Annotated in this window: 19 protein-coding genes; 8 read left to right on the plus strand and 11 right to left on the minus strand. The window is 66.0% G+C overall.

Going from position 1 to position 18,137, the window contains the following annotated elements:
* Positions 1-61 precede the first annotated feature (61 nt).
* Positions 62-715: a YfbR-like 5'-deoxynucleotidase gene (locus tag FR728_RS02285; protein WP_149891032.1), complete on the minus strand. Its 654-nt coding sequence runs from the start codon at positions 713-715 to the stop codon at positions 62-64.
* Positions 716-760: 45 nt separating this feature from the next.
* Positions 761-1,630, minus strand: coding sequence for a CAF17-like 4Fe-4S cluster assembly/insertion protein YgfZ (gene ygfZ / locus FR728_RS02290; protein ID WP_149891033.1), 870 nt, complete (start codon positions 1,628-1,630; stop codon positions 761-763).
* 176 nt (positions 1,631-1,806) lie between these two features.
* Here ygfZ and FR728_RS02295 point away from each other — a divergent pair, with 176 nt between their 5' ends.
* Positions 1,807-3,156, plus strand: a complete 1,350-nt coding sequence (locus FR728_RS02295; RefSeq protein WP_149891034.1) for a dihydroorotase — start codon at positions 1,807-1,809, stop codon at positions 3,154-3,156.
* Positions 3,157-3,325: 169 nt separating this feature from the next.
* Here FR728_RS02295 and FR728_RS02300 read toward each other — a convergent pair whose 3' ends face one another.
* Positions 3,326-3,538 (minus strand): DUF2061 domain-containing protein, encoded by a 213-nt coding sequence (locus FR728_RS02300; RefSeq protein WP_208998621.1) that lies wholly within the window; start codon positions 3,536-3,538, stop codon positions 3,326-3,328.
* A gap of 102 nt (positions 3,539-3,640) precedes the next feature.
* On the opposite strand from FR728_RS02300, the gene FR728_RS02305 reads away from it, so the two are divergent.
* From FR728_RS02305 to FR728_RS02320, 4 genes are all read left to right on the plus strand, one after another.
* The gene (locus FR728_RS02305) at positions 3,641-4,513 is read left to right on the plus strand and encodes a helix-turn-helix domain-containing protein (RefSeq protein ID WP_244304355.1); all 873 of its coding nucleotides are present in this window, start codon (positions 3,641-3,643) and stop codon (positions 4,511-4,513) included.
* 191 nt (positions 4,514-4,704) lie between these two features.
* Positions 4,705-5,991, plus strand: coding sequence for a L,D-transpeptidase family protein (locus tag FR728_RS02310; protein ID WP_208998622.1), 1,287 nt, complete (start codon positions 4,705-4,707; stop codon positions 5,989-5,991).
* Between the two features lie 200 nt (positions 5,992-6,191).
* Positions 6,192-7,481: a BtaA family protein gene (locus tag FR728_RS02315; protein ID WP_149891035.1), complete on the plus strand. Its 1,290-nt coding sequence runs from the start codon at positions 6,192-6,194 to the stop codon at positions 7,479-7,481.
* 43 nt (positions 7,482-7,524) lie between these two features.
* Complete coding sequence (locus FR728_RS02320; protein ID WP_149892159.1) at positions 7,525-8,181, plus strand: class I SAM-dependent methyltransferase; 657 nt, start codon at positions 7,525-7,527, stop codon at positions 8,179-8,181.
* Here the strand turns inward: FR728_RS02320 and FR728_RS02325 are convergent.
* Positions 8,160-8,924: a hypothetical protein gene (locus FR728_RS02325; protein WP_208998624.1), complete on the minus strand. Its 765-nt coding sequence runs from the start codon at positions 8,922-8,924 to the stop codon at positions 8,160-8,162. The genes FR728_RS02320 and FR728_RS02325 overlap by 22 nt on opposite strands.
* A gap of 239 nt (positions 8,925-9,163) precedes the next feature.
* On the opposite strand from FR728_RS02325, the gene FR728_RS02330 reads away from it, so the two are divergent.
* Positions 9,164-9,796, plus strand: a complete 633-nt coding sequence (locus tag FR728_RS02330; RefSeq protein ID WP_149891036.1) for a LysE family translocator — start codon at positions 9,164-9,166, stop codon at positions 9,794-9,796.
* 121 nt (positions 9,797-9,917) lie between these two features.
* On the opposite strand, the gene FR728_RS02335 is transcribed toward FR728_RS02330, so the two are convergent.
* From FR728_RS02335 to FR728_RS02350, 4 genes are all read right to left on the minus strand, one after another.
* A complete protein-coding gene (locus tag FR728_RS02335; RefSeq protein ID WP_149891037.1) occupies positions 9,918-10,190 on the minus strand; it encodes a hypothetical protein in 273 nt (90 codons plus the stop codon).
* Positions 10,191-10,381: 191 nt separating this feature from the next.
* Complete coding sequence (locus FR728_RS02340; protein ID WP_244304356.1) at positions 10,382-10,780, minus strand: TIGR02301 family protein; 399 nt, start codon at positions 10,778-10,780, stop codon at positions 10,382-10,384.
* A 209-nt stretch (positions 10,781-10,989) separates the two neighbouring features.
* Positions 10,990-11,433 carry an NUDIX hydrolase gene (locus FR728_RS02345; protein WP_149891038.1) on the minus strand — a complete coding sequence of 148 codons (444 nt, stop codon included), beginning with the start codon at positions 11,431-11,433 and terminating at the stop codon, positions 10,990-10,992.
* Positions 11,434-11,454: 21 nt separating this feature from the next.
* Complete coding sequence (locus tag FR728_RS02350; RefSeq protein ID WP_149891039.1) at positions 11,455-11,967, minus strand: hypothetical protein; 513 nt, start codon at positions 11,965-11,967, stop codon at positions 11,455-11,457.
* 107 nt (positions 11,968-12,074) lie between these two features.
* Between FR728_RS02350 and FR728_RS02355 the strand changes: the two genes are divergently transcribed.
* Both FR728_RS02355 and FR728_RS02360 read left to right on the plus strand, forming a co-directional pair.
* Positions 12,075-12,863 carry an SOS response-associated peptidase gene (locus FR728_RS02355; RefSeq protein WP_149891040.1) on the plus strand — a complete coding sequence of 263 codons (789 nt, stop codon included), beginning with the start codon at positions 12,075-12,077 and terminating at the stop codon, positions 12,861-12,863.
* A gap of 129 nt (positions 12,864-12,992) precedes the next feature.
* Positions 12,993-13,835: a class I SAM-dependent methyltransferase gene (locus tag FR728_RS02360; protein ID WP_149891041.1), complete on the plus strand. Its 843-nt coding sequence runs from the start codon at positions 12,993-12,995 to the stop codon at positions 13,833-13,835.
* A gap of 3 nt (positions 13,836-13,838) precedes the next feature.
* On the opposite strand, the gene FR728_RS02365 is transcribed toward FR728_RS02360, so the two are convergent.
* The 3 genes from FR728_RS02365 to FR728_RS02375 all read right to left on the minus strand — a co-directional run bounded on the left by FR728_RS02365 (position 13,839) and on the right by FR728_RS02375 (position 18,077).
* On the minus strand, positions 13,839-15,731 hold the full coding sequence (locus tag FR728_RS02365; protein ID WP_188318762.1) for a caspase family protein: 1,893 nt from the start codon (positions 15,729-15,731) through the stop codon (positions 13,839-13,841).
* A gap of 250 nt (positions 15,732-15,981) precedes the next feature.
* Positions 15,982-16,410: a glyoxalase superfamily protein gene (locus FR728_RS02370; protein ID WP_149891043.1), complete on the minus strand. Its 429-nt coding sequence runs from the start codon at positions 16,408-16,410 to the stop codon at positions 15,982-15,984.
* A gap of 239 nt (positions 16,411-16,649) precedes the next feature.
* The gene (locus FR728_RS02375; protein ID WP_149891044.1) at positions 16,650-18,077 is read right to left on the minus strand and encodes an FAD-binding oxidoreductase; all 1,428 of its coding nucleotides are present in this window, start codon (positions 18,075-18,077) and stop codon (positions 16,650-16,652) included.
* Between the last annotated feature and the right edge of the window lie 60 nt (positions 18,078-18,137).

The following is an 18,137-nucleotide window of genomic DNA, read 5'->3' on the forward strand; positions in this document are numbered from 1 at the left end:
CAGGCAAGTCACAGGACGAAGCGCCATGCTAGCGTCCTTCGTGGGGCAGCGTCACCCGTCGTCAGGCCTTCCCGCTCCCGGTTTTCCCCGTCTGCATCAGCGCATCGATCTCGCGGAACCGGTTGAGGAAGCGGGCCTGCGCTTCGGAAGCGGGAAGCGGAGCCAGCCCCATGCGGCGCGGCGCCGGCTCGGTCGGCGAAAAGGCGCGGGGCCGTCCGAAGATCTTCGCCGCTTCCTCTTCCGAGAAACCGGCCAGTTCGATGGCCTCGTAATAGGCGCAGATGATGTCAGCGCGCTTGGCCAGCTTCTTGATCACCTGTGGCAGTTCGGCCGGCAGGGAAAAGCGCAGGTGGATCGCCGCCTGCAGGCGCGCTTCCACGGTCTTGTAGGCCCCGCCCATCACTGCCTTGAAGGGGGAGATCATGTCGCCGATGACATATTCCGGCCCGTCGTGCAGCAGCACGGCCATCTGCCACTTCGGCGGCAGGTCCGGCTTCAGCTTGCGGGCCAGCTCCTCCACGATCAGGGAATGCTCGGCCACCGAAAAGGCATGATCCCCGTCCGTCTGTCCGTTCCAGCGCGCCACCCGGGCCAGGCCATGGGCGATGTCGGAGATCTCCACATCCAGCGGTGAGGGATCGAGCAGATTGAGCCGGCGCCCGGACAACATGCGTTGCCAGGCGCGGGGCGCGGGATCGGTCTTCTCGGCAGGCATGGAACCTCGGCGGGCGCGTCGGGGAATCGGTCGGCGGGTTCCTGTTTACTCGCTCTCGGCGCCCTCAGGCCAGCCGAATGTGGCCCAATCGGGCAAGGCCAGGCGCACGGATACGCCCTCCACGGTGATCGTCTCGCCCGCATCGAGCGCGGCCCGCGCCTTGTCGAGGCGCACGAGCGCCAGCCCCTCGGTGCGGGAGGAGGATCCCATCTCGCCGATGGAGCGGTCGCCCGCCAGCACCGGTGTCCCGCGTGCGGGCAGGGGCGCATCCGCACTCACCCGGATCATCCGCTTGCGCGCGGTGGAACGGTGCTGCATGCGCGAGACCACTTCCTGGCCCACGTAACAACCCTTGCGGAAGGACACGCCATTGAGCTGGTCCATGTCCGCATCATGGGGAAAGACGTCGGACCAGACGAAATCCGACAGGCCCTGCGGCACTCCGAGTGCGATGCGATGCGCCTCGTAGGCGGCGGGGCCATCCGTCTCGGCGGCAAGGGCTGACAGGGTCTCGAGCGGGCCGTAGTGCCGCTGACCGAGCGCGGCCAGCCGGGGATCCGTCACTGACAGGAGGCCCTCGGCGGTGTCACCCGGAAGCGCGCCGACCCCCACGCCCCAGTCCGCAAGGGCCTGAAGCGTGACCTTCGCGCGCAGCCGGTAGAAGGTCAGGCGCTTCAGCAGGTCGGCGGAGGTCTCTGCGGGGGTGTCGATGAGATAGCGCTCGCCATCCCGCGCGATCAGGAAGTCGAAGAGGATCTTGCCCTGGGGCGTCAGCAGCGCGCCGAAGCCCGCGCCGTCCCGGTCCACCGATTCCAGATCGCAGCTGATCAGGTTCTGCAGGAAGTGATGGGCCTCCTCGCCACCCACAGCCAGGAGCGCACGGTCGGGGAGCAGGGTGAAGGCAAGCGGGGTCATCGGTCGAACCTGGGCTGATGCGGAGAAGGACAAGTCTTCACTGCGAGATAGGCGGCAAAATGCCCGCTGGCAAGGGCAGAAGGGTGCCATGCGGTCAGACAGGCACTGGCGCGCCAGCGGGGTGGGGGGTATAAGCGCGACACCTGCCAAGACCTTCAGACGATGGAGACCTGCCCGTGCCGTCCACTCCCGTTTCCCCGACCTTCGACGTGATCCTCAAGAACGGTATCGTGGTCAATCAGGATGGCGAAGGCCAGCGTGATGTCGGCATCCGCAATGGCCGCATCGTCGGCATCGGCTCCTTCCACGCGTCCCAGGCCGGTGAACTGATCGACTGCACCGGCCTGCACGTTCTGCCCGGGGTGATGGACACCCAGGTGCATTTCCGCGAGCCCGGTCTCGACCACAAGGAAGATCTGGAATCCGGCTCCCGCGCGGCCGCCATGGGCGGTGTGACCGCTGTCTTCGAGATGCCGAACACCAACCCGCTGACCACCACCGAAGCCACGCTGGCCGACAAGGTGGCGCGCGGCCATCATCGCATGCACTGCGACTTCGCCTTCTGGGTCGGCGGCACCCGTGAGAACGTCAAGGACATTCCGGAGCTCGAGCGCCTTCCGGGCGCGGCCGGCATCAAGGTCTTCATGGGGTCCTCCACCGGCGACCTGCTGGTGGAAGATGACAAGGGGGTGCGCGACATCCTCTCGACCACCCGCCGCCGTGCCGCCTTCCATTCCGAGGACGAATTCCGCCTGCGCGAGCGCCTGGGCGAGCGGATCGAGAATGATCCGCGCTCCCATCCGGTCTGGCGCGACGAGATCGCGGCCCTCCAGTGCACCCAGCGGCTCGTGCGCATCGCCCGTGAGGTTGGCGCAAAGATCCACATCCTGCACCTGTCCACGGCCGAGGAAGTCGATTTCCTCATCGACCACAAGGACGTGGCCTCCATCGAGGTGACCCCGCATCATCTCACCCTGACAGCGGAAGCCTACGAGCGTCTCGGTACCCTGGTGCAGATGAACCCGCCCGTGCGCGAGGCCCGTCACGCCGAGCGCCTGTGGTGGGCTCTGCAACAGGGCATCCTCGACATCTTTGGCTCGGACCACGCGCCCCATCTGCTGGAGGAAAAGCAGAAGCCCTATCCGTCCTCGCCCTCCGGCATGACGGGCGTGCAGACCCTGGTGCCGATCATGCTCGACCACGTGAACGCCGGACGCCTGTCGCTGGCCCGTTTCGTCGACATGACCTCCGCCGGCCCGGCGCGCCTTTTCCAGACCGCGCGCAAGGGCCGCATCGCGGTCGGCTATGACGCCGATTTCACGATCGTCGACATGAAGCGCAAGGAGACCATCCGCAACGAGTGGATCGCCTCCAAGTGCGGCTGGACGCCCTATGACGGCAAGGAAGTCACCGGCTGGCCGGTCGGCACCATCGTCCGCGGCCAGAAGGTCATGTGGGAAAAGGAACTTGCCACCCCCTCCCGGGGCGAGGCGGTCACCTTCCTCGACGGGCTTCCCCGCGCCTGATCGGTCCAGACGGTCCACCCTCAAGGAAAGCCCCGCTCCGGCGGGGTTTTTCGTGTCGGCCGCCGGGGGGCATTCGCTCTCCCGGGTCATTCTCGGCTTTGTGCCGGGAATCCAGCCTTTTGGCGTTGCGTCCAGGGTGCACTGGAGGTTGGGGTCAGGTCCGGCACCGTCAGCCCTGGCGGCCCCAGAGCACCCGGTTCCAGATCTTCTCATGCAGGAAGAAGCAGACGAAACCGGTCGCGGATGCGCTCACCGCCAGTCCCAGGGCCGACAGGAGGGATCCGGTGTGCGGTAGGCTCAGAATGGTCATGGTGACAATGCCGAGCAGTTGCCAGGTGATGCATTTGGCGAGGGTGCGACGGGTGCTGTCCAAGTCGGCCAAGGCCTTGTTTGCGTGGGTTTCTTTCCCTCTCAATAAGCGGATCTCCCCGTGTCGGGAATTCTGCGTTTTCGCGACGTTTTTTCCCGCTTGTTGATTTTAATCATGAATGCTGATCATAATCAGCGCATGGACAAGCGTGATCGATCTACCATCTTCCGTCACCGTCTGCAGGAGGCCATGACCTCCCGCGCCATGAGCCGCTCGGCGCTGGCGAGGGCCTGCTGTGCGGACCGGTCGACCATTGCCCTGCTCCTCTCCGATGACGAGGGACGGCTGCCGAATGCCCATCTGGCCGCTGAATGTGCCGAGGCGCTGGGCGTCAGCGCGGACTGGCTTCTGGGGCTGACCGATCGTCGTGAAACGGCGGCCGACCTTCTGGCCTCCTCCTTCCGCGTGGCGGAAGCCGAGCGCACCTTTGCAGACACGAAGATCGATGAATGGCACCGGGAGGCCGCGGGCTACAAGGTGCGCCATGTGCCCGCAACCCTGCCGGACATCCTGAAGACCGACGCCGTCTTTGCCTTCGAATACGCCGCCTTCCGCGACAAGACACCCGACCAGGCGATCTCCTCCATGCGGGCACGGGCGGACTGGTTGCGGCGGCCCGGATCGGACTACGAGATCTGCTGTTCGCGTGACCATCTGGACTGTCTTGCGAGGGGCGAGGGCTACTGGCGCGATCTTCCGGCCGACGCACGCCGGGAGCAGCTGGAGCAGATGGCGGAGACCTGTGGCGCGCTCTATCCCTCCTTGCGCCTCTATCTCTTCGATCCGAAGGTAGTGTTTTCCGCACCGGTCACGATCTTCGGGCCGCTGCTGGCCGTGGTCTATATCGGCTCGCAATATCTGATCTTCCGGGAAAGCCGTCAGGTCCGGGCCCTGACCGATCACTTCGATCAGCTGGTGCGCGACTGTGACGGGGATGCCCGCTCGGTTGCGCAGACCCTGCGCGCCTTGGCCGCTTCGGTGCGCTGAGCCGCTTCGCGGTGCGGGCGGCCGTGCATTCGCTCAGCCTGTGATCTGCGGCACAGCCTGTGGAGCATCAGCGCGCTAGGGTTGAGAACAACAGCATTCAGACTTCGGTAACCTTGTCTCCTAACCTAAAATACACGGGAGCCGTTTAATCCTTTGTTTGAGCTGTCCGGTTTTGCGTTAGAGGCTCTCTCATGGCTTTTCAGGTGTCCGTTCCGATCATGTCCCGCGTCATGTCTTCCCGTTTCAGCTGCGCGCGTCTCCGCGCCACCGGTGTTGCCTATCGCACGGCAGCGCTGATGCTGGGAGCCTCCCTCCTGTTCGGGACGAGTGCCGGCCAAGCGTCGGAACAGACGGCTGCCTTGCCTGCCGGTGCCGCTGTCGAGGCCCAGCTGCAGGAAGCCCCGATGCAGATCCTCGTCTCCCTGGACGAGCAGAAGATCGACGTCTACCGCGGCGCGACGCTTCTGAAGAGCTCTCCGATCTCCTCCGGCCAGCGCGGTCACACGACCCCGACCGGCGTCTTCTCGATCCTGGAAAAGCGCCGCAAGCACTTCTCCAACATCTATGACAACGCGCCCATGCCCTACATGCAGCGCCTGACCTGGTCGGGCATTGCCCTGCATCAGGGGCGCCTGCCGGGCTATCCCGCGTCCCACGGCTGCATCCGCCTGCCGGAATCCTTCGCTCGTGATCTCTTCGGCATCACCGACCGGGGCGTGCATGTGGTCGTCACCCGCGAGCGCGTTGCTCCCACCGTGATTTCCAGCGAGGTTCTGCCCCAGCCGCGTGGCCTGGGCCAGGAAGTTGCCAGCCTGACCTCCAGCACCATTGCCGCAGATCCCGCCCTGCGCGGCGCCATGGCGCCCACAGGCACCGATGAGACCCCGGCGGCCATTGCCTCCAACCCGCATTTCGACGATCCGCTGCGCATGATCGTGACGCCGCGCGAACCGGAAAACGCGACGCGCACCCTGCAGCAGTTGCTCAACCGCATGGGCTTTGATGCCGGCGCGCCCGATGGCGTGATCGGCAAGCGCACCCGCGCTGCAGTCGCCCTGTTCCAGGAAGGCGCCGACCTGCCCGTGACCGGACAGGTTACGGAAGGCCTGCGTCACGCGGTCTATGCGGCCGCAGGCTACGAGGCCCCGCAGAACGCCACCCTGCGCATCCGCCGCAACTTCAAGGATGTCTACGAGGCCGAAGTGACCCTGCGCGATGCGGACAAGCCCATCGGCACCCATGTCTTCACCGCCCTGAACTTCCGCGAAGGCGACCGGTCCGTGGACTGGATGGCCGTGCCGGCGGAGGGCGAGACCCTCGCCACCATGACCCAGGCGCTGGACCGTCTCGTGATCGGCGACAAGGTTGCCCGTGACCTCTCCGCCATGCTGACCCCGGGAAGCTCCCTGATCGTGACCGACCGGTCCTTTGCCCGCAACACCGGCCTGGGCACCGACTTCGTGGTCGTGACCCGCTAGATCCGATCCAGCCTGTCCCCGATCCGGCCCTTCATCGCAAAAGCCCTCCGGCAACGGGGGGCTTTTCGCGTTTCAGGGCCCGGCCTCCGGCTGCGGCTTTCGGGCACGGAAGGCGCGGGGAGCCAGGCCCCGTCACCAAAGTGTCGCGCGACTCCCGTAAGGACATCCGACCACGTCCGACGACGCCGAGGGAGTGACCGATGACCAATGGTGCCGCTGCAAGTTCCCTGGAAGCCTCCAAGTCCCGTCTGAGCAAGGCCGTTCACCGGTCGAGCATCGTGTCCGCCGAGGGCATGCTGGAACGGCTGTTCACCTTCGCCTTCAAGGGGCTGGTCTATCCCCAGATCTGGGAGGACCCGGAGGTCGACATGGCGGCCTTGCGCCTCGGACCCGGATCCCGCATGGTGGCCATCGCGTCGGGCGGCTGCAATGTCATGTCCTATCTGACGGCGGATCCCGCCTCGATCACCGCCGTCGATCTCAACCGCGCTCACGTGGCGCTGGGGCGTCTGAAGCTTCTGGCCGCACGCCTTCTGCCCAATTACGACACGTTCTACCGCTTCTTCGGCGAGGCGGACGAGAAAGCCAATATCGCGGCCTACGAGCGCTTCCTGCGCGATGCGCTGGATGCCGAGAGCCGCGCCTACTGGGAGGGCCGCGATCTGGCCGGCTGGGGCCGCAAGCGCATCACGCTCTTTTCCCGCGACCTCTATCACCACGGTCTGCTCGGCTATTTCATCGGGATCGGCCACCTTGTCGCCCGGCTCTATGGCATCGACCCCAAGGACATTGCTCGGGCCCGCACCCTCGACGAGCAGCGCAGCTTCTTCGACACGGCCCTGGCGCCGATCTTCGACAAGCGTCTGGTCCGCTGGGCCACGTCCAAGAAGATGTCGCTCTACGGTCTGGGCATTCCGCCCGCACAATATGACGCGCTGGTCACGGCCAGCGCCGAGCGCGACATGTCCGCCGTTCTGCGCCAGCGGCTGGAAAAGCTCGCCTGCAATTTCTCCCTGTCCGACAACTACTTCGCCTGGCAGGCCTTCACCCGCGGATATGCCCCGCAGGCTCAGACACAGGGGCAGGGCGAGAGCACCGGCCCTTCCGGTCCGCTTCCGCCCTACCTCAAGCGCGAGCATTTCGACACGATCCGCGAGCGGGCCGAGCGGGTGCAGGTGATCAACCGCAATTTCGCCGAACATCTTCAGGGCTGTGCGGACGACAGTCTGGACGCCTATGTGCTGCTTGATGCCCAGGACTGGATGACAGACCAGCAGCTCAACGAGCTCTGGTCCGAGATCACGCGCACCGCAGCCCCTGGCGCCCGTGTGATCTTCCGTACCGCCGCCGAGCCGACCCTTCTGCCCGGACGGGTCGCGGACGACATCCTGGCACAGTGGACCTATGAGGCTGACGAGAGCCTGAAGTTCGGCGCCATGGACCGGTCTTCCATCTATGGCGGTTTCCATCTCTACGTCTTCAAGGGCTGAGCCGGTGGCCGAGGAAATCGCGACGGGCGAGACCGCGCGGCTGATGGATGCGGTCTATCGCAACCAGCGCCACATCTACGATCTGACCCGCAAATATTATCTGCTCGGGCGCGACCGGCTGATCGACCGGCTCCAGCCTGCCGCCGGAGAGCGGGTGCTGGAGGTCGGTTGCGGCACGGGGCGCAACCTGATCGCGGCCGCAAGGCGGTATCCGGAGGCCCGGTTCTTCGGCTTCGACATTTCGGCGGAGATGCTGGAAACGGCGCGCGCCAATGTGGCGCGGGCCGGCTTGTCCGATCGCATCTGTCTGGTGCGCGGCGATGCCTCCGACCCGCTGGTCCTGCGCAACTTCACGGCCGCGCCCGAGGTCGCAGAAGGCTTCGACAGGGTGTTCTTTTCCTACACCCTGTCCATGATCCCCGTCTGGCGTCAGGCCATCGCGGTGGGGGCGGGCGCTCTGAAGACGGGTGGCCGTCTGTCGGTGGTCGATTTCGGTGAGCAGGAGCGTCTGCCGCGCAGCTTCCGCACCCTGCTTCTCGCCTGGCTTCGGGCCTTCCATGTGACCCCGCGCGGCGAGCTGGTCGCCGAGCTGCAGGGCGTGGCGGAGGCCACAGGCCGCGCACTCGACGTCGCGACCCTCTATCGGGGCTATGCCCTCTATGCCGAACTCGGCCCGGCCTATTCGCCCGCGACGAAGTAATGCAGCGTGCCGTCCGGACCGATGCCCACCCGATAGAACAGCCAGATCCCGTAGGCCTGCATCTCACTGAAGTCGGCGGCGGTCACGATCCGGTAGAGCTCCACCTTCTGGGCGGGGCTGAGCTGGCCGAGCGGATAATGGGCGAAATACGGCCAGACATACATTTCCTGCGGCGTGCCTTCATCCACATGGACAAAGCCGGCCTCCAGCGTGTCGGCCAGGATCGCCAGGATCTCCATGCCCTCGCCATCGCCCGAGCTTTCCCGCAGGAAGTCGATCGGGTCCTCGATCTCGGACAGGGAGAGGGTCGGCATCACCTCGTTGCCTTCCAGCACCATGCGCAGCCGCTCCAGATCCCCCGATCGCGCCGCTTCGAGCAGCTGGTCGTGGGTTCGGGCGACGAGTTTCGGCAGGCTCGACACGTCGCGCAGGATCTCCGGCGCCTCGCCCTGGGCAACAGCCGGGGCGGGAAGCTCGGCGCTCTCCTCCAGCGGGGCGTCTGCGGTCGCCTCTTCCGGCTGCTGGCTGCCGTCAAGGCTCTCCACGGCCGGAGCATCGGAGGGCGAGCTGTCCACCTGTTCGTCCACCACGGGCGGGGCGACGGTGATCGTGTCGGTCTTCACCGTGGTTGCGAGACCGGCACCCGGGGCCACCGTCAGGCCGGCGAGGCTGGTCGCCAGCATCAAGGTGAGGGTGCGGGCGCTGCGGGAAAGACGGGCAGGGGCGAGGGGGCTGCGAAGCATGGGAAGGGGTCCCTTCAGAGCCTGGGCCGGGAAGCGGGGCCGAAAAGCGGGGCAGAGAGACCGTTTCCTAATCATATTCCGGGAAGCTCCACCAGAGGCAATCGTGCCTCCGGACCACTGCTCCTCCGTCATTTTCCGCGCCCTGCTGTTGCAGTGTCACGGCGGTGGCGGCCAGGGGGCTTGATCCCCTTCGACCAAGGGGGCAGTGTCCCGATGCGACTTCCAGCCGGCGAGGCAGTGTGACCAATCTGAATTTCCTGCTGATCGGGGCGGGCATCGGCCTTCTGACCAGCGCGCCTGTCGGCCCCGTCAACATCATGACCCTTCGCCACGCAGCCGCCCACGGGGTCCGGGAAGGGGTGACCGTCGCCCTCGGGGCCGTGGCCGCAGACCTGCTCTATGCGGCTCTGGCTGTCTTCGGTGTTTCGGCAGTGACCGGTTTCGTGACAGGCCATGAGGGCCTGATCAAGCTGGCCGGTGGCGCGCTGATCTTCGGCTTCGGCTGGCGTGTCTACCGCTCCCGGCCCCACATGGACCCGCAGGCGGGTGCCGCCTCGGCCTTGACCGACATGGTCGCCGCCTTTCTCCTCACCCTCACCAACCCGGGCGTGATCCTCGGGTTCGTCGCCATTCTTGGCGGGCTGGGCACATGGCGGCCGCAGCCCGGCGACACCTCGGGCGCGCTGTTCCTGCTGGCGGGCGTCGCCACGGGAGCGCTCGTCTGGTGGTCCGGCCTGTGCTGGGGCGTCAGCCACATGTCCGCACGGGTGGATTCATCATGGCTTGCCCGGGCCAATCATCTCGCCGGTGCCTTGCTCATGCTGTTCGGAGTGGGGATCTATGCGGACCTTCTGATCCGCTGGCTGGTCTGAGACCGGAGGGGAAAGCCTTCTGGCCTTTCCGGAGAGACATCTGCCTCTCTGCCGGGACGCCGGGCGCTCGGAACGCGGCGCCAGGGCAAAACATGCTGCGGGTCGCACAGACCCGGAAGGCTCACTGCAGGATACGGTTCACCGTGTAATCGCCGCGCTGGATGCGCTCCGGCAGGCCTTCGGCCAGTTTGGACACGGCGTCCTCGCCATAGGTGGCGACCAGATCGGCAAGTGCGGTGAACATGGCTGCGTGGGCCACGGCATCGGCATCCACCCCGTTGGCGATCGCTTCGGCCCAAGCGTCGGAAATGAAGCTCAGGGCAGCGCGCCGGATGTCTTCATCCTCGGCGAATTCCGCTTCCATGGCCGCATCGTTCAAGTCGTCGTAAATCATGCGTTTCCTTACCGGTTTCAAGGCAGTAGCGGGATCGGAACCGTCCGAGTGGCCTCCCGAATCTTTTCAATGAGAGCCTAACACGGAGGTCCGCGCTGATAAGCAACCGTGAACACAAACTTAACGGCCACCCACAAATTTAAACGAAAAGGTTAACCAATCGGTAAGAAGCGTAAAAATTGGGAAGGAATTTAGCGGCTGAAACGGGTGGTGACGTCGCGGATCAGGGCGCTGCCCTCGCTAACGTATTGTTTCATAGAGAGACGCGCCGCCGGCGTGCAGGTGCGATAGGTTGAGGAAAACCCGCGAAAACCCTGGTTGAACCGTTCGATGAAGAGCCGTCTGCGGTTTCCCTGATCGGTTTCCACATCCAGCAGCGCGATCATCCGGTCGCGCCAGGACGGGTCGTCCGTCTCGCCGCAGAGCGGGCGCAGGGCATGCAGGGCCCCGAGGATCTCCGCCAGCCGTTGCAGGTCCTTGTCATAAGGTGCGCCGGTGGCCGTTGCTGCTCCTGTCGCGTCTTCCGCGGGATCCGTCTGGGCCGTCACTGAGCTCTGGGCGTGAGCGGTCGAGACAAGCGCCTGTGACACGGGTTCCCAGGCGGCCACGGTCGCAAGAGCGACGCAGAAGCCGATCCGGATAAGGGTCCGGGGCAGGCGGGGACGGGAGGAGCGGTCTGGCTGGCACATGCCGGCAATAGTGAGTGCTTCGCGCAGACCCTGCAAGCGCCAAGCCGGACGCGGAAAGCTCTCTGCACAGACGAGACCACCTTGGTTAAGGCCGCCGCCGCATCACCACTTCAGGGCAAGAACGCAGGGAAACCCGGCAGGAGACGGGTGATCCGCTCCGGTGTTCCGGGCGTGGTTAGCAGGTCGAGGGCGGCATCCGGGGTCACCCAGCACAGATCTGCCGCATCGTCGGCGGCCACCGCTTCGCCATCGGGGGCATCGGCCATCACCACTGCCAGCACGAAATGACTGCGGACCCGCCCGTCATCGTCCCGCTGGATGCTGTCGAAGATTTCCGCGACCCCGTGCAGTTCCGCCACCAGCCCGGTTTCCTCCAGGAGTTCGCGCGCTGCGGCCTCCAGCAGGGTCTCGCCCACCTCGACGGCACCGCCGGGCAGGCTCCAGTGCCCCTGATAGGGCTCTTTGCTGCGCTGGACGAGAAGCACGCTGTCGCCGCGCCGGCACAGGATGCTGACGGACAGGATGGGGCGTTCGGGATATAGGCGGGAAGACATGTGCGGCGTCCGGATCCGGGATCAGGCGAACATCGCGTCGATCTCGGCCTGGGCGTCCTCGCCCTCGGCTTGGGACGGATCGGGTGCCGTATATCCATGGATGATGCCGCTGGCCTGACTGATCAGCGGACGGATCAGCTGGATCGCCATCTCGCAGATGTCCGCAGCCGCGATGGAGACATCGGGCGCTTCGCGGATCTGCTGCTGGGCGGATTCCACGGCGGAATTGATCGCCGCCACGCGGGCTTCCAGATGGGTTCGCAGCTTCTGCGGCGCGGCCCGATAGGCCATCACCGCCAGTTCCTTGTCCTTGAAGGTGGAGGTCTCGAAGTGGGCCTCGTAGGGAACCGGGCTCCAGTCCAGCACGTCTTCGGCGCATTCCGGCATGGCGGGGAGCATTTCGAGAAGCATCACCACTTCATTGAAGTGATTCAGATAGTCGGTTGCCAGTCCGGTCGCGGGATTGATATTGGCATGAGCGAGCCTGTCCGCGGCCAGAAGGCCCTTGCCAAGTACAGGTTGCTCATTGTTCATACCGGATCCCCAAGAACTCTATGGGACGACGCTAACCCCCTGATCCTTGAGATTTGACTAATTGTCTGGATCCATTGGGGCAATCTTCGTCGGCAAGGACACTGCACATGTGCGGGCGCTACTCACTCGATGCGACACCGGACGAGGTTCGGGCGCTGTTTGCCTATGAGGAAGTCCCGAACTTCCCGCCGCGCTACAACATCGCGCCGACCCAGCCGGTCGCGATCGTCCGGCAGGATCACGGGGGGCATCGTCATTTCGGGCTCTTGCGCTGGGGGCTGGTCCCCGCGTGGGTGAAGGACCCGGCAAGTTTCACCTTGCTGATCAATGCCCGCTCCGAGACGGCGGTCGAGAAGCCGTCCTTCCGCACCGCCATGAAGCACGGGCGCTGCATCTTCCCCATGAGCGGCTACTATGAATGGCGGCGCACCGCCGAGGGGCGTCAGCCCTTCTTCATTCATCGCGCCGATCGCGGTGTCATGGCCGTGGCCGGGCTCTGGGAAACCTGGTGCGATCCCGATGGCGGCGACATGGACACGGGCGCGATCCTGACCACGCCGGCCAATCGTACGCTTGCGCAGGTTCACGACCGGATGCCGGCGGTTCTGAGGCCGGAGGAGTTCGGTATCTGGCTGGACATGGGAAAGGTCATGGCGCGCGACGCCCGCCGGCTCCTGCGCCCGGCCGACGACGACATGCTGGTCGCAACTCCGGTCTCCTCCCGGGTCAACTCCGTCGCCAATGACGACCCCGGTCTGATCGAGGAAGTCCCGGAGGCCGTCGCAGAAGCCCGGCCCAAGGCGCCGGAGACGGCCCGCGGCGGACGGCGTTCTGGCGGCGGCTCTGGCGGCGGTTCCTCCGGCGGGGCGCCGGATGATCAGCTGACCCTGTTCTGAAGCCCTCTCCACGGGAGATGGACCCGGCCTTTCGGAATCTGCTGGCCGCAAGGGCAGGCGATCCGCTATGAGGGCGGGAAAGGGACGGCCTCGGGCCGGATCCTGAACCCTGACAGGAGCGCGAGCGCCATGAGCGACAGCCACACCGACATCGACGACGAAGCTCTGGCCGAGGCCTATAATCGCGGGCTGGATCTGGAAAAGGCCGGTGATTTCGATGGGGCCGAGGCTGCCTATCGCGAGGCGCTGGCGCTGGATCCGGAAGACACCGGCGGCGTGACCATCCGTCTGGCAGCCATGGGCCGTGCCCCGTCGCCCGACAGCATGCCGGAAGCCTATGTGGCGACCCTCTTCGACCAGCATGCCGATGTCTTCGACGAGATCCTGGTGGACCAGCTCGGCTATTGCGTGCCGCTGATCCTGCGCGAAGCCGTGCGCGAGCTCGGCATCGGACCGTTCCAGCGTCTTCTGGATCTGGGCTGCGGCACCGGCCTGACCGGCGTTGCCTTCGAGGATCATGCCGAACATCTGACCGGCGTCGATCTGTCCGAGCGGATCATCGAGCTGGCCTTCGACCGGGAGGTCTACGAGGATCTCTATGTGGGCGAGGCGGTCAGCTTCCTCGAGGAGTTCGAGGACGAGGACGACACCCTTCCGTCCTGGGACTTCATCGCGGCAACCGATGTGTTCCCCTATCTGGGCGCCATCGAGCGCATGGTGAAGGGCGCGGCCGACCGTCTCACGTCGAAGGGCTATTTCGCCTTCTCCACCGAGACGCTTCCCGACAGCCAGATGGACGGTCGCGACTACAAGGTCGGGCGCAAGCAGCGCTTCGTCCAGTCCGAGACCTATCTGCGCCGGGTGCTTGGCGAGGAAGGCTTCGAGATCCTGCAGCTGAACCCGATCACCGTGCGGCTCGAGGACGGCGAGCCCGTCTCCGGCCATCTGGTCATCGCGCGCAAGACGTCCTGACCCTTATTGCGCGTCCGCTCCCGCGCTCTCCGCTTGCGGGGCGGCCGGAGCGGACGCGAAGTAGAACTCATCCCGAAGGGCGGAGTTGTGCCAGGGGGCCTGCTGGCCTCCGGTCTCCTCGAAGACATCCGCCTTCACCCGCTTCATCATCAGCTCCACTTCCAGACCGCGGGTGCTCATGTGGCGCAGCAGCGCCGTGGTGAAAGGGCTGTTGTCCCCGGCGCCATCGAGCGCCACCTCGCCGGGAGAGGTCGCATAGCCGATCAGGATGTTGCCGCCGGCAATGGCAGGGGCTGCGAGCCCGCGGCCGATGAAGGCCGAGCGGGTCGCGCTCATGGATCGGGTAAAGCGCCGCGACAGCGGGTTGTCCCGGCAGGCATCCAGCAGGGCGATCGACAGCCGGTCCGGGGCGTTCATGAAGTCCAGCACCGTGTCGAGGCGGATCGTCTCGAAGTCGACCGCCGTTTGGTCCTCCAGGCTAGCATCGATGGGAATGAGGTGGTTCACCCCGTCCACCTGCATGGCGTGGCCCGCATAGAAGAAGAGAGCGATCTTCGCACCGGGCAGCGCCCGCACGAAGTCGCGGATCGAGCGTTCCATGCCTGCCTTCGTGCCGTCGAGGGCGGTGATCACCTCGAAGCCCAATCCCTTCAGACTGTCGGAGATGTCGGCGGCATCATTCTTCGGATTGGGCAGCTCGGGTGCGTGTTCATAGCGTGAATTGCCGAGGACAAGCGCCACGCGCTTGCCGTCGAAGGCAGGGGCCACCGCCTCCTGATGCGTGATCCCGCCGTCCGCCGACGCTTCCGCAGACGAGGGCTGCGGATCGGCAGAGGAGGTTTGCGAGCCGCTCTCCGGCGTACCTTGCGGGCCATAGGTGGTCACCTCCGCCGTGCGCGCCACGATGTCCACATAGGCCGCGCTCACCCATCCCGTCACCCCATTGTCGAGCCGTGCCTCGTACCAGCCCTCCGCCTGCGCCGTCAGGGTGAGTGGCGTGCGCGGCAGCAGACGCGCCAGCTCCGCGCTGCGTGCTGTCGGCGCCCCGCGCAGGGAGAGATAGCTGTCCGAGGTGCCGGTCAGGTCGCCCACCCGCGCGTGCAGGTCAGGGGAAAGCGGCGAAGCCACGACCTGGGGCGCCGGCTGCGGCGTGACGGGCGCTGCCACAGGAGAAGCGGCGGCCGGCGAAAGGGCAACATAGCGGCTATGGGCCCACCCCGCCTGGCCACTGTCGAGGCGCACCTGATACCAGGATCCGCTGCGCCCCAGAATGGTGAGCGGGGTATTTGGTCCCATGCGCAGGAGCTCCCGCGAGGAGCCTCCGGGGCCGCTGCGCAGGCTGAGGTAATTGTCGCCCGCCGGATTGAGCCCCGTCACGTATCCCCGCATGCCATAGGCCGGATCAGCGCTTGCAACCGGCGGCGTCTCGGCGACCCCGCCGCTGCCATAGCGGGTTGCGGCCAGCAGGGGAGCGAGAGCCTCGCCGGGAACCCCGGTGGCGGACCAGATGACCCGCGAGAACCTCTGGCCATTGTGCAGATAGCTGTCGCCGGGGATGAGACGGCGGCTGATCAGCCCCGCCTTGATCTGCTCGCCGCTAGCACTGTCGAGCCAGCCGAGCGTGATGGCGAACCAGCCGTTGTTGGACTGGAAAACCGTGGTCTGCGCAAAGCGCCCGGCATAGTCCCGCGCCACCTCCAGCGCTTCGCCGGAGGAGGCCCGGCTGGCGATCACCAGCCAGTTTCCGCCTCTGGGCTGGATCCCGGCACTGGCGAGGGTCACGGCGAGGAGAAAGAACAGAGCGGCGAGGGTGCCCGTTGCCCCGAGGCGCCATGCGGCTCCCGGCTGATACCGGGCAAGCGTGCCGGAGTATGCGTTCGAACCCTGATGATGCATGACAGCCCCCTTGGCTTCTGCGTCGCTGGCCCTTGTCCTCCGCTTCGGCATTCCGGCGAAGCAGGGTGTCACCCTCAGGGCGACGGACCAGCATCATCTGCACACACTGCCCGCATCCTGCCGGCCGGGCTGTGATCTGCGCCACGCTCCGGCCCCTTGCAGCAGGCGGGCGGCCTGAAGGTCATCATGCGCCGTCCGTCCCGCCTGTCCAGATCTTTTGCCCGCCTAACTAGGCCTTTCGCCCGCCCAACTAGACCCTTCGCAGTGTCATGTGGGGTTCACCGTTCGACGTCCTTTCCAGGGTCTGACCGGATTGGTCGACCGTCGCCCGCACCCGGCTCCTGTAGGCGGAGAAACTGTCGAAGGTCACCACGTCCACCGGTTGGTCGAACTGGATCGTCACCGCAAGGGTGCCGGAAACGCTGCGCCGTTCCACCCCGAGGATCTCGCCCTCGAAGCTTTGGCCCAGATAGGTGCCGCGCACCCGGCTGCCCGGTTCCAGGCGCAGGTCGGGCTGGTTGCCGACGGCCGCATGCAGGGTGTTCCAGTCGCGATAGCCGAGCTGTCTGGCGATCAGTTCGAGGGCGCGGGAATGGGAGACCGGCGTGCCGGCAGCCTCAAGGCTGCGGCGCAGTCGCTGGGCCTGGGCCTTCAGCGCGTCGAGAGAGGGAAGTGTCATATCTATCCTGCCTTGGCATCAAGGGCGCAGGACCATTGAGGAGGAGCTCGCATTGCCCCCAGCCTGCGCCAGATGCGTCAAGACGGGATCAGGGTCATGTCCGGACAATCCGGAGGAAGACTTCACCAGAGGCCGTGAGGCCCGCGAGCGGCGGGCGCTTCCGGCCCGGCGCTCATAAGTCCTCATAAGGGTGCCCCTGTCAACAGGATAGCACCGGCCCGGTCACCGGAGGCCGCCGCTCAGGAGCGGGTCTCGCGCAGCAGCCGGCCCGGGTTCATCAGGCCCTTCGGGTCGAAGGCCGCCTTGATCCGGTGCATCAGCTCCAGTTCGAGGGGAGACTTCACACGGGTCAGCAGATCCCGCTTCAGGATGCCGATGCCGTGCTCGGCGGAGATCGACCCCCGGTAGCTGTGCACGATGCCGTGGACAAGGTCGTTCACCTCGTCCCAGCGCGCCAGGAACGCCTCCTTGTCGGCGCCTACGGGCTGACTGATGTTGAAGTGGATGTTCCCGTCGCCCAGATGGCCGAAGGGCACCGGGCGGCATCCGGGCAGGAGTGCTTCCACGGCCGCAATCGCCTCGTTCAAGAAGGCGGGGATGGAGGCCACCGGCACGGAGACATCATGCTTGATGGAGCCGCCTTCCTTCTTCTGCACCTCGGACATGCCGTGGCGCAGGCGCCAGAAGTCGCTCACCTGGGCGACCGACTGGGCAATCGCCGCATCCGTGGCATGACCGGCCGAGAGCGCCTCGGTCAGGATCGCTTCCAGCAGGTCGTGGATGGGGAAGGCCTCCGACCCGCTCGAGAGCTCCATGAGCACGTACCAGGGATGGGTCGCGCTCAAGGGCGCGCGGGCGCCGGGCAAGTGGGCGAGGCAGAACTCCATGCCGATGCGGGGCATCAGCTCGAAGCCGGTCAGCACCGGTCCGGCCTGGGCCCGGGCGAGGGAGAACAGCTTCAGGGCGGCCTCTGCGCTGGGCAGTCCGACGAAGGCCGCTTCCAGTTTCCGGGGCCTGGGGAAAAGTTTGAGCGCGGCCCCCGTCACCACCCCCAAAGTGCCCTCCGCACCGATAAACAATTGTTTCAAATCATAACCGGTATTGTCCTTCCGGAGGGTTCTGAGACCGTCCCAGACCTCCCCTGTGGGCAGCACGACTTCCAGCCCGAGGACCAGATCCCGGGTGTTGCCATAGGACAGCACGGCGGTCCCGCCGGCGTTGCTGGAGATGTTGCCGCCGATGCGGCAGGATCCTTGCGAGCCGAGCGAAAGGGGGAACAGCCGGTCCACCTTCTCGGCCTCTTCCTGCACCTGCTGAAGCACCACGCCGCTGTCGACGCTCATCGTGTAGCCATCCGGATCCACGTCGCGCACGCGGGTCATGCGCGACAGGGAAACCACCACTTCATCCCCGGATTCTCTGGGAATCTGCGCTCCGACGAGGCCCGTATTGCCCCCTTGCGGCACGCTGCGGATGTCGTGCGCATAGAGATAGGTGAGCACCTGCGACACTTCGGCTGTCGTGCCCGGACGCAGCACCATCGGTGTTTTGCCGGGGAACTTGTCGCGCCACTCGGTGAGGTAGGGAGCCTTCTGCTCGGGGGTCGTGAGAACGTTCGCGGCGCCGATCATGGCGGCCAGTCGTTCGGCGTGGGCGGTCCAGGTCATGAACGCGCAGCCTCCTCGTCGCGGGGAAATGTTGCGGTAACATAGTGGCTCCAATCCGCC

The sequence above is a fragment of the Roseibium aestuarii genome (assembly GCF_008477545.1).
Classification (GTDB): Bacteria; Pseudomonadota; Alphaproteobacteria; order Rhizobiales; family Stappiaceae; genus Roseibium; species Roseibium aestuarii.

Bases quoted from the DNA above. Each gene is read 5' to 3' on its own strand.
- FR728_RS02310 (WP_208998622.1), top strand. From the start codon at position 4,705: ATGGCTTTTCAGGTGTCCGTTCCGATCATGTCCCGCGTCATGTCTTCC.
- FR728_RS02350 (WP_149891039.1), bottom strand. From the start codon at position 11,967: ATGAACAATGAGCAACCTGTACTTGGCAAGGGCCTTCTGGCCGCGGAC.
- FR728_RS02360 (WP_149891041.1), top strand. From the start codon at position 12,993: ATGAGCGACAGCCACACCGACATCGACGACGAAGCTCTGGCCGAGGCC.
- FR728_RS02370 (WP_149891043.1), bottom strand. From the start codon at position 16,410: ATGACACTTCCCTCTCTCGACGCGCTGAAGGCCCAGGCCCAGCGACTG.
- FR728_RS02335 (WP_149891037.1), bottom strand. From the start codon at position 10,190: ATGATTTACGACGACTTGAACGATGCGGCCATGGAAGCGGAATTCGCC.
- FR728_RS02355 (WP_149891040.1), top strand. From the start codon at position 12,075: ATGTGCGGGCGCTACTCACTCGATGCGACACCGGACGAGGTTCGGGCG.
- FR728_RS02305 (WP_244304355.1), top strand. From the start codon at position 3,641: ATGAATGCTGATCATAATCAGCGCATGGACAAGCGTGATCGATCTACC.
- FR728_RS02315 (WP_149891035.1), top strand. From the start codon at position 6,192: ATGACCAATGGTGCCGCTGCAAGTTCCCTGGAAGCCTCCAAGTCCCGT.
- FR728_RS02375 (WP_149891044.1), bottom strand. From the start codon at position 18,077: ATGACCTGGACCGCCCACGCCGAACGACTGGCCGCCATGATCGGCGCC.
- FR728_RS02365 (WP_188318762.1), bottom strand. From the start codon at position 15,731: ATGCATCATCAGGGTTCGAACGCATACTCCGGCACGCTTGCCCGGTAT.
- FR728_RS02345 (WP_149891038.1), bottom strand. From the start codon at position 11,433: ATGTCTTCCCGCCTATATCCCGAACGCCCCATCCTGTCCGTCAGCATC.
- FR728_RS02285 (WP_149891032.1), bottom strand. From the start codon at position 715: ATGCCTGCCGAGAAGACCGATCCCGCGCCCCGCGCCTGGCAACGCATG.
- FR728_RS02320 (WP_149892159.1), top strand. From the start codon at position 7,525: ATGGATGCGGTCTATCGCAACCAGCGCCACATCTACGATCTGACCCGC.
- ygfZ (WP_149891033.1), bottom strand. From the start codon at position 1,630: ATGACCCCGCTTGCCTTCACCCTGCTCCCCGACCGTGCGCTCCTGGCT.
- FR728_RS02325 (WP_208998624.1), bottom strand. From the start codon at position 8,924: ATGCTTCGCAGCCCCCTCGCCCCTGCCCGTCTTTCCCGCAGCGCCCGC.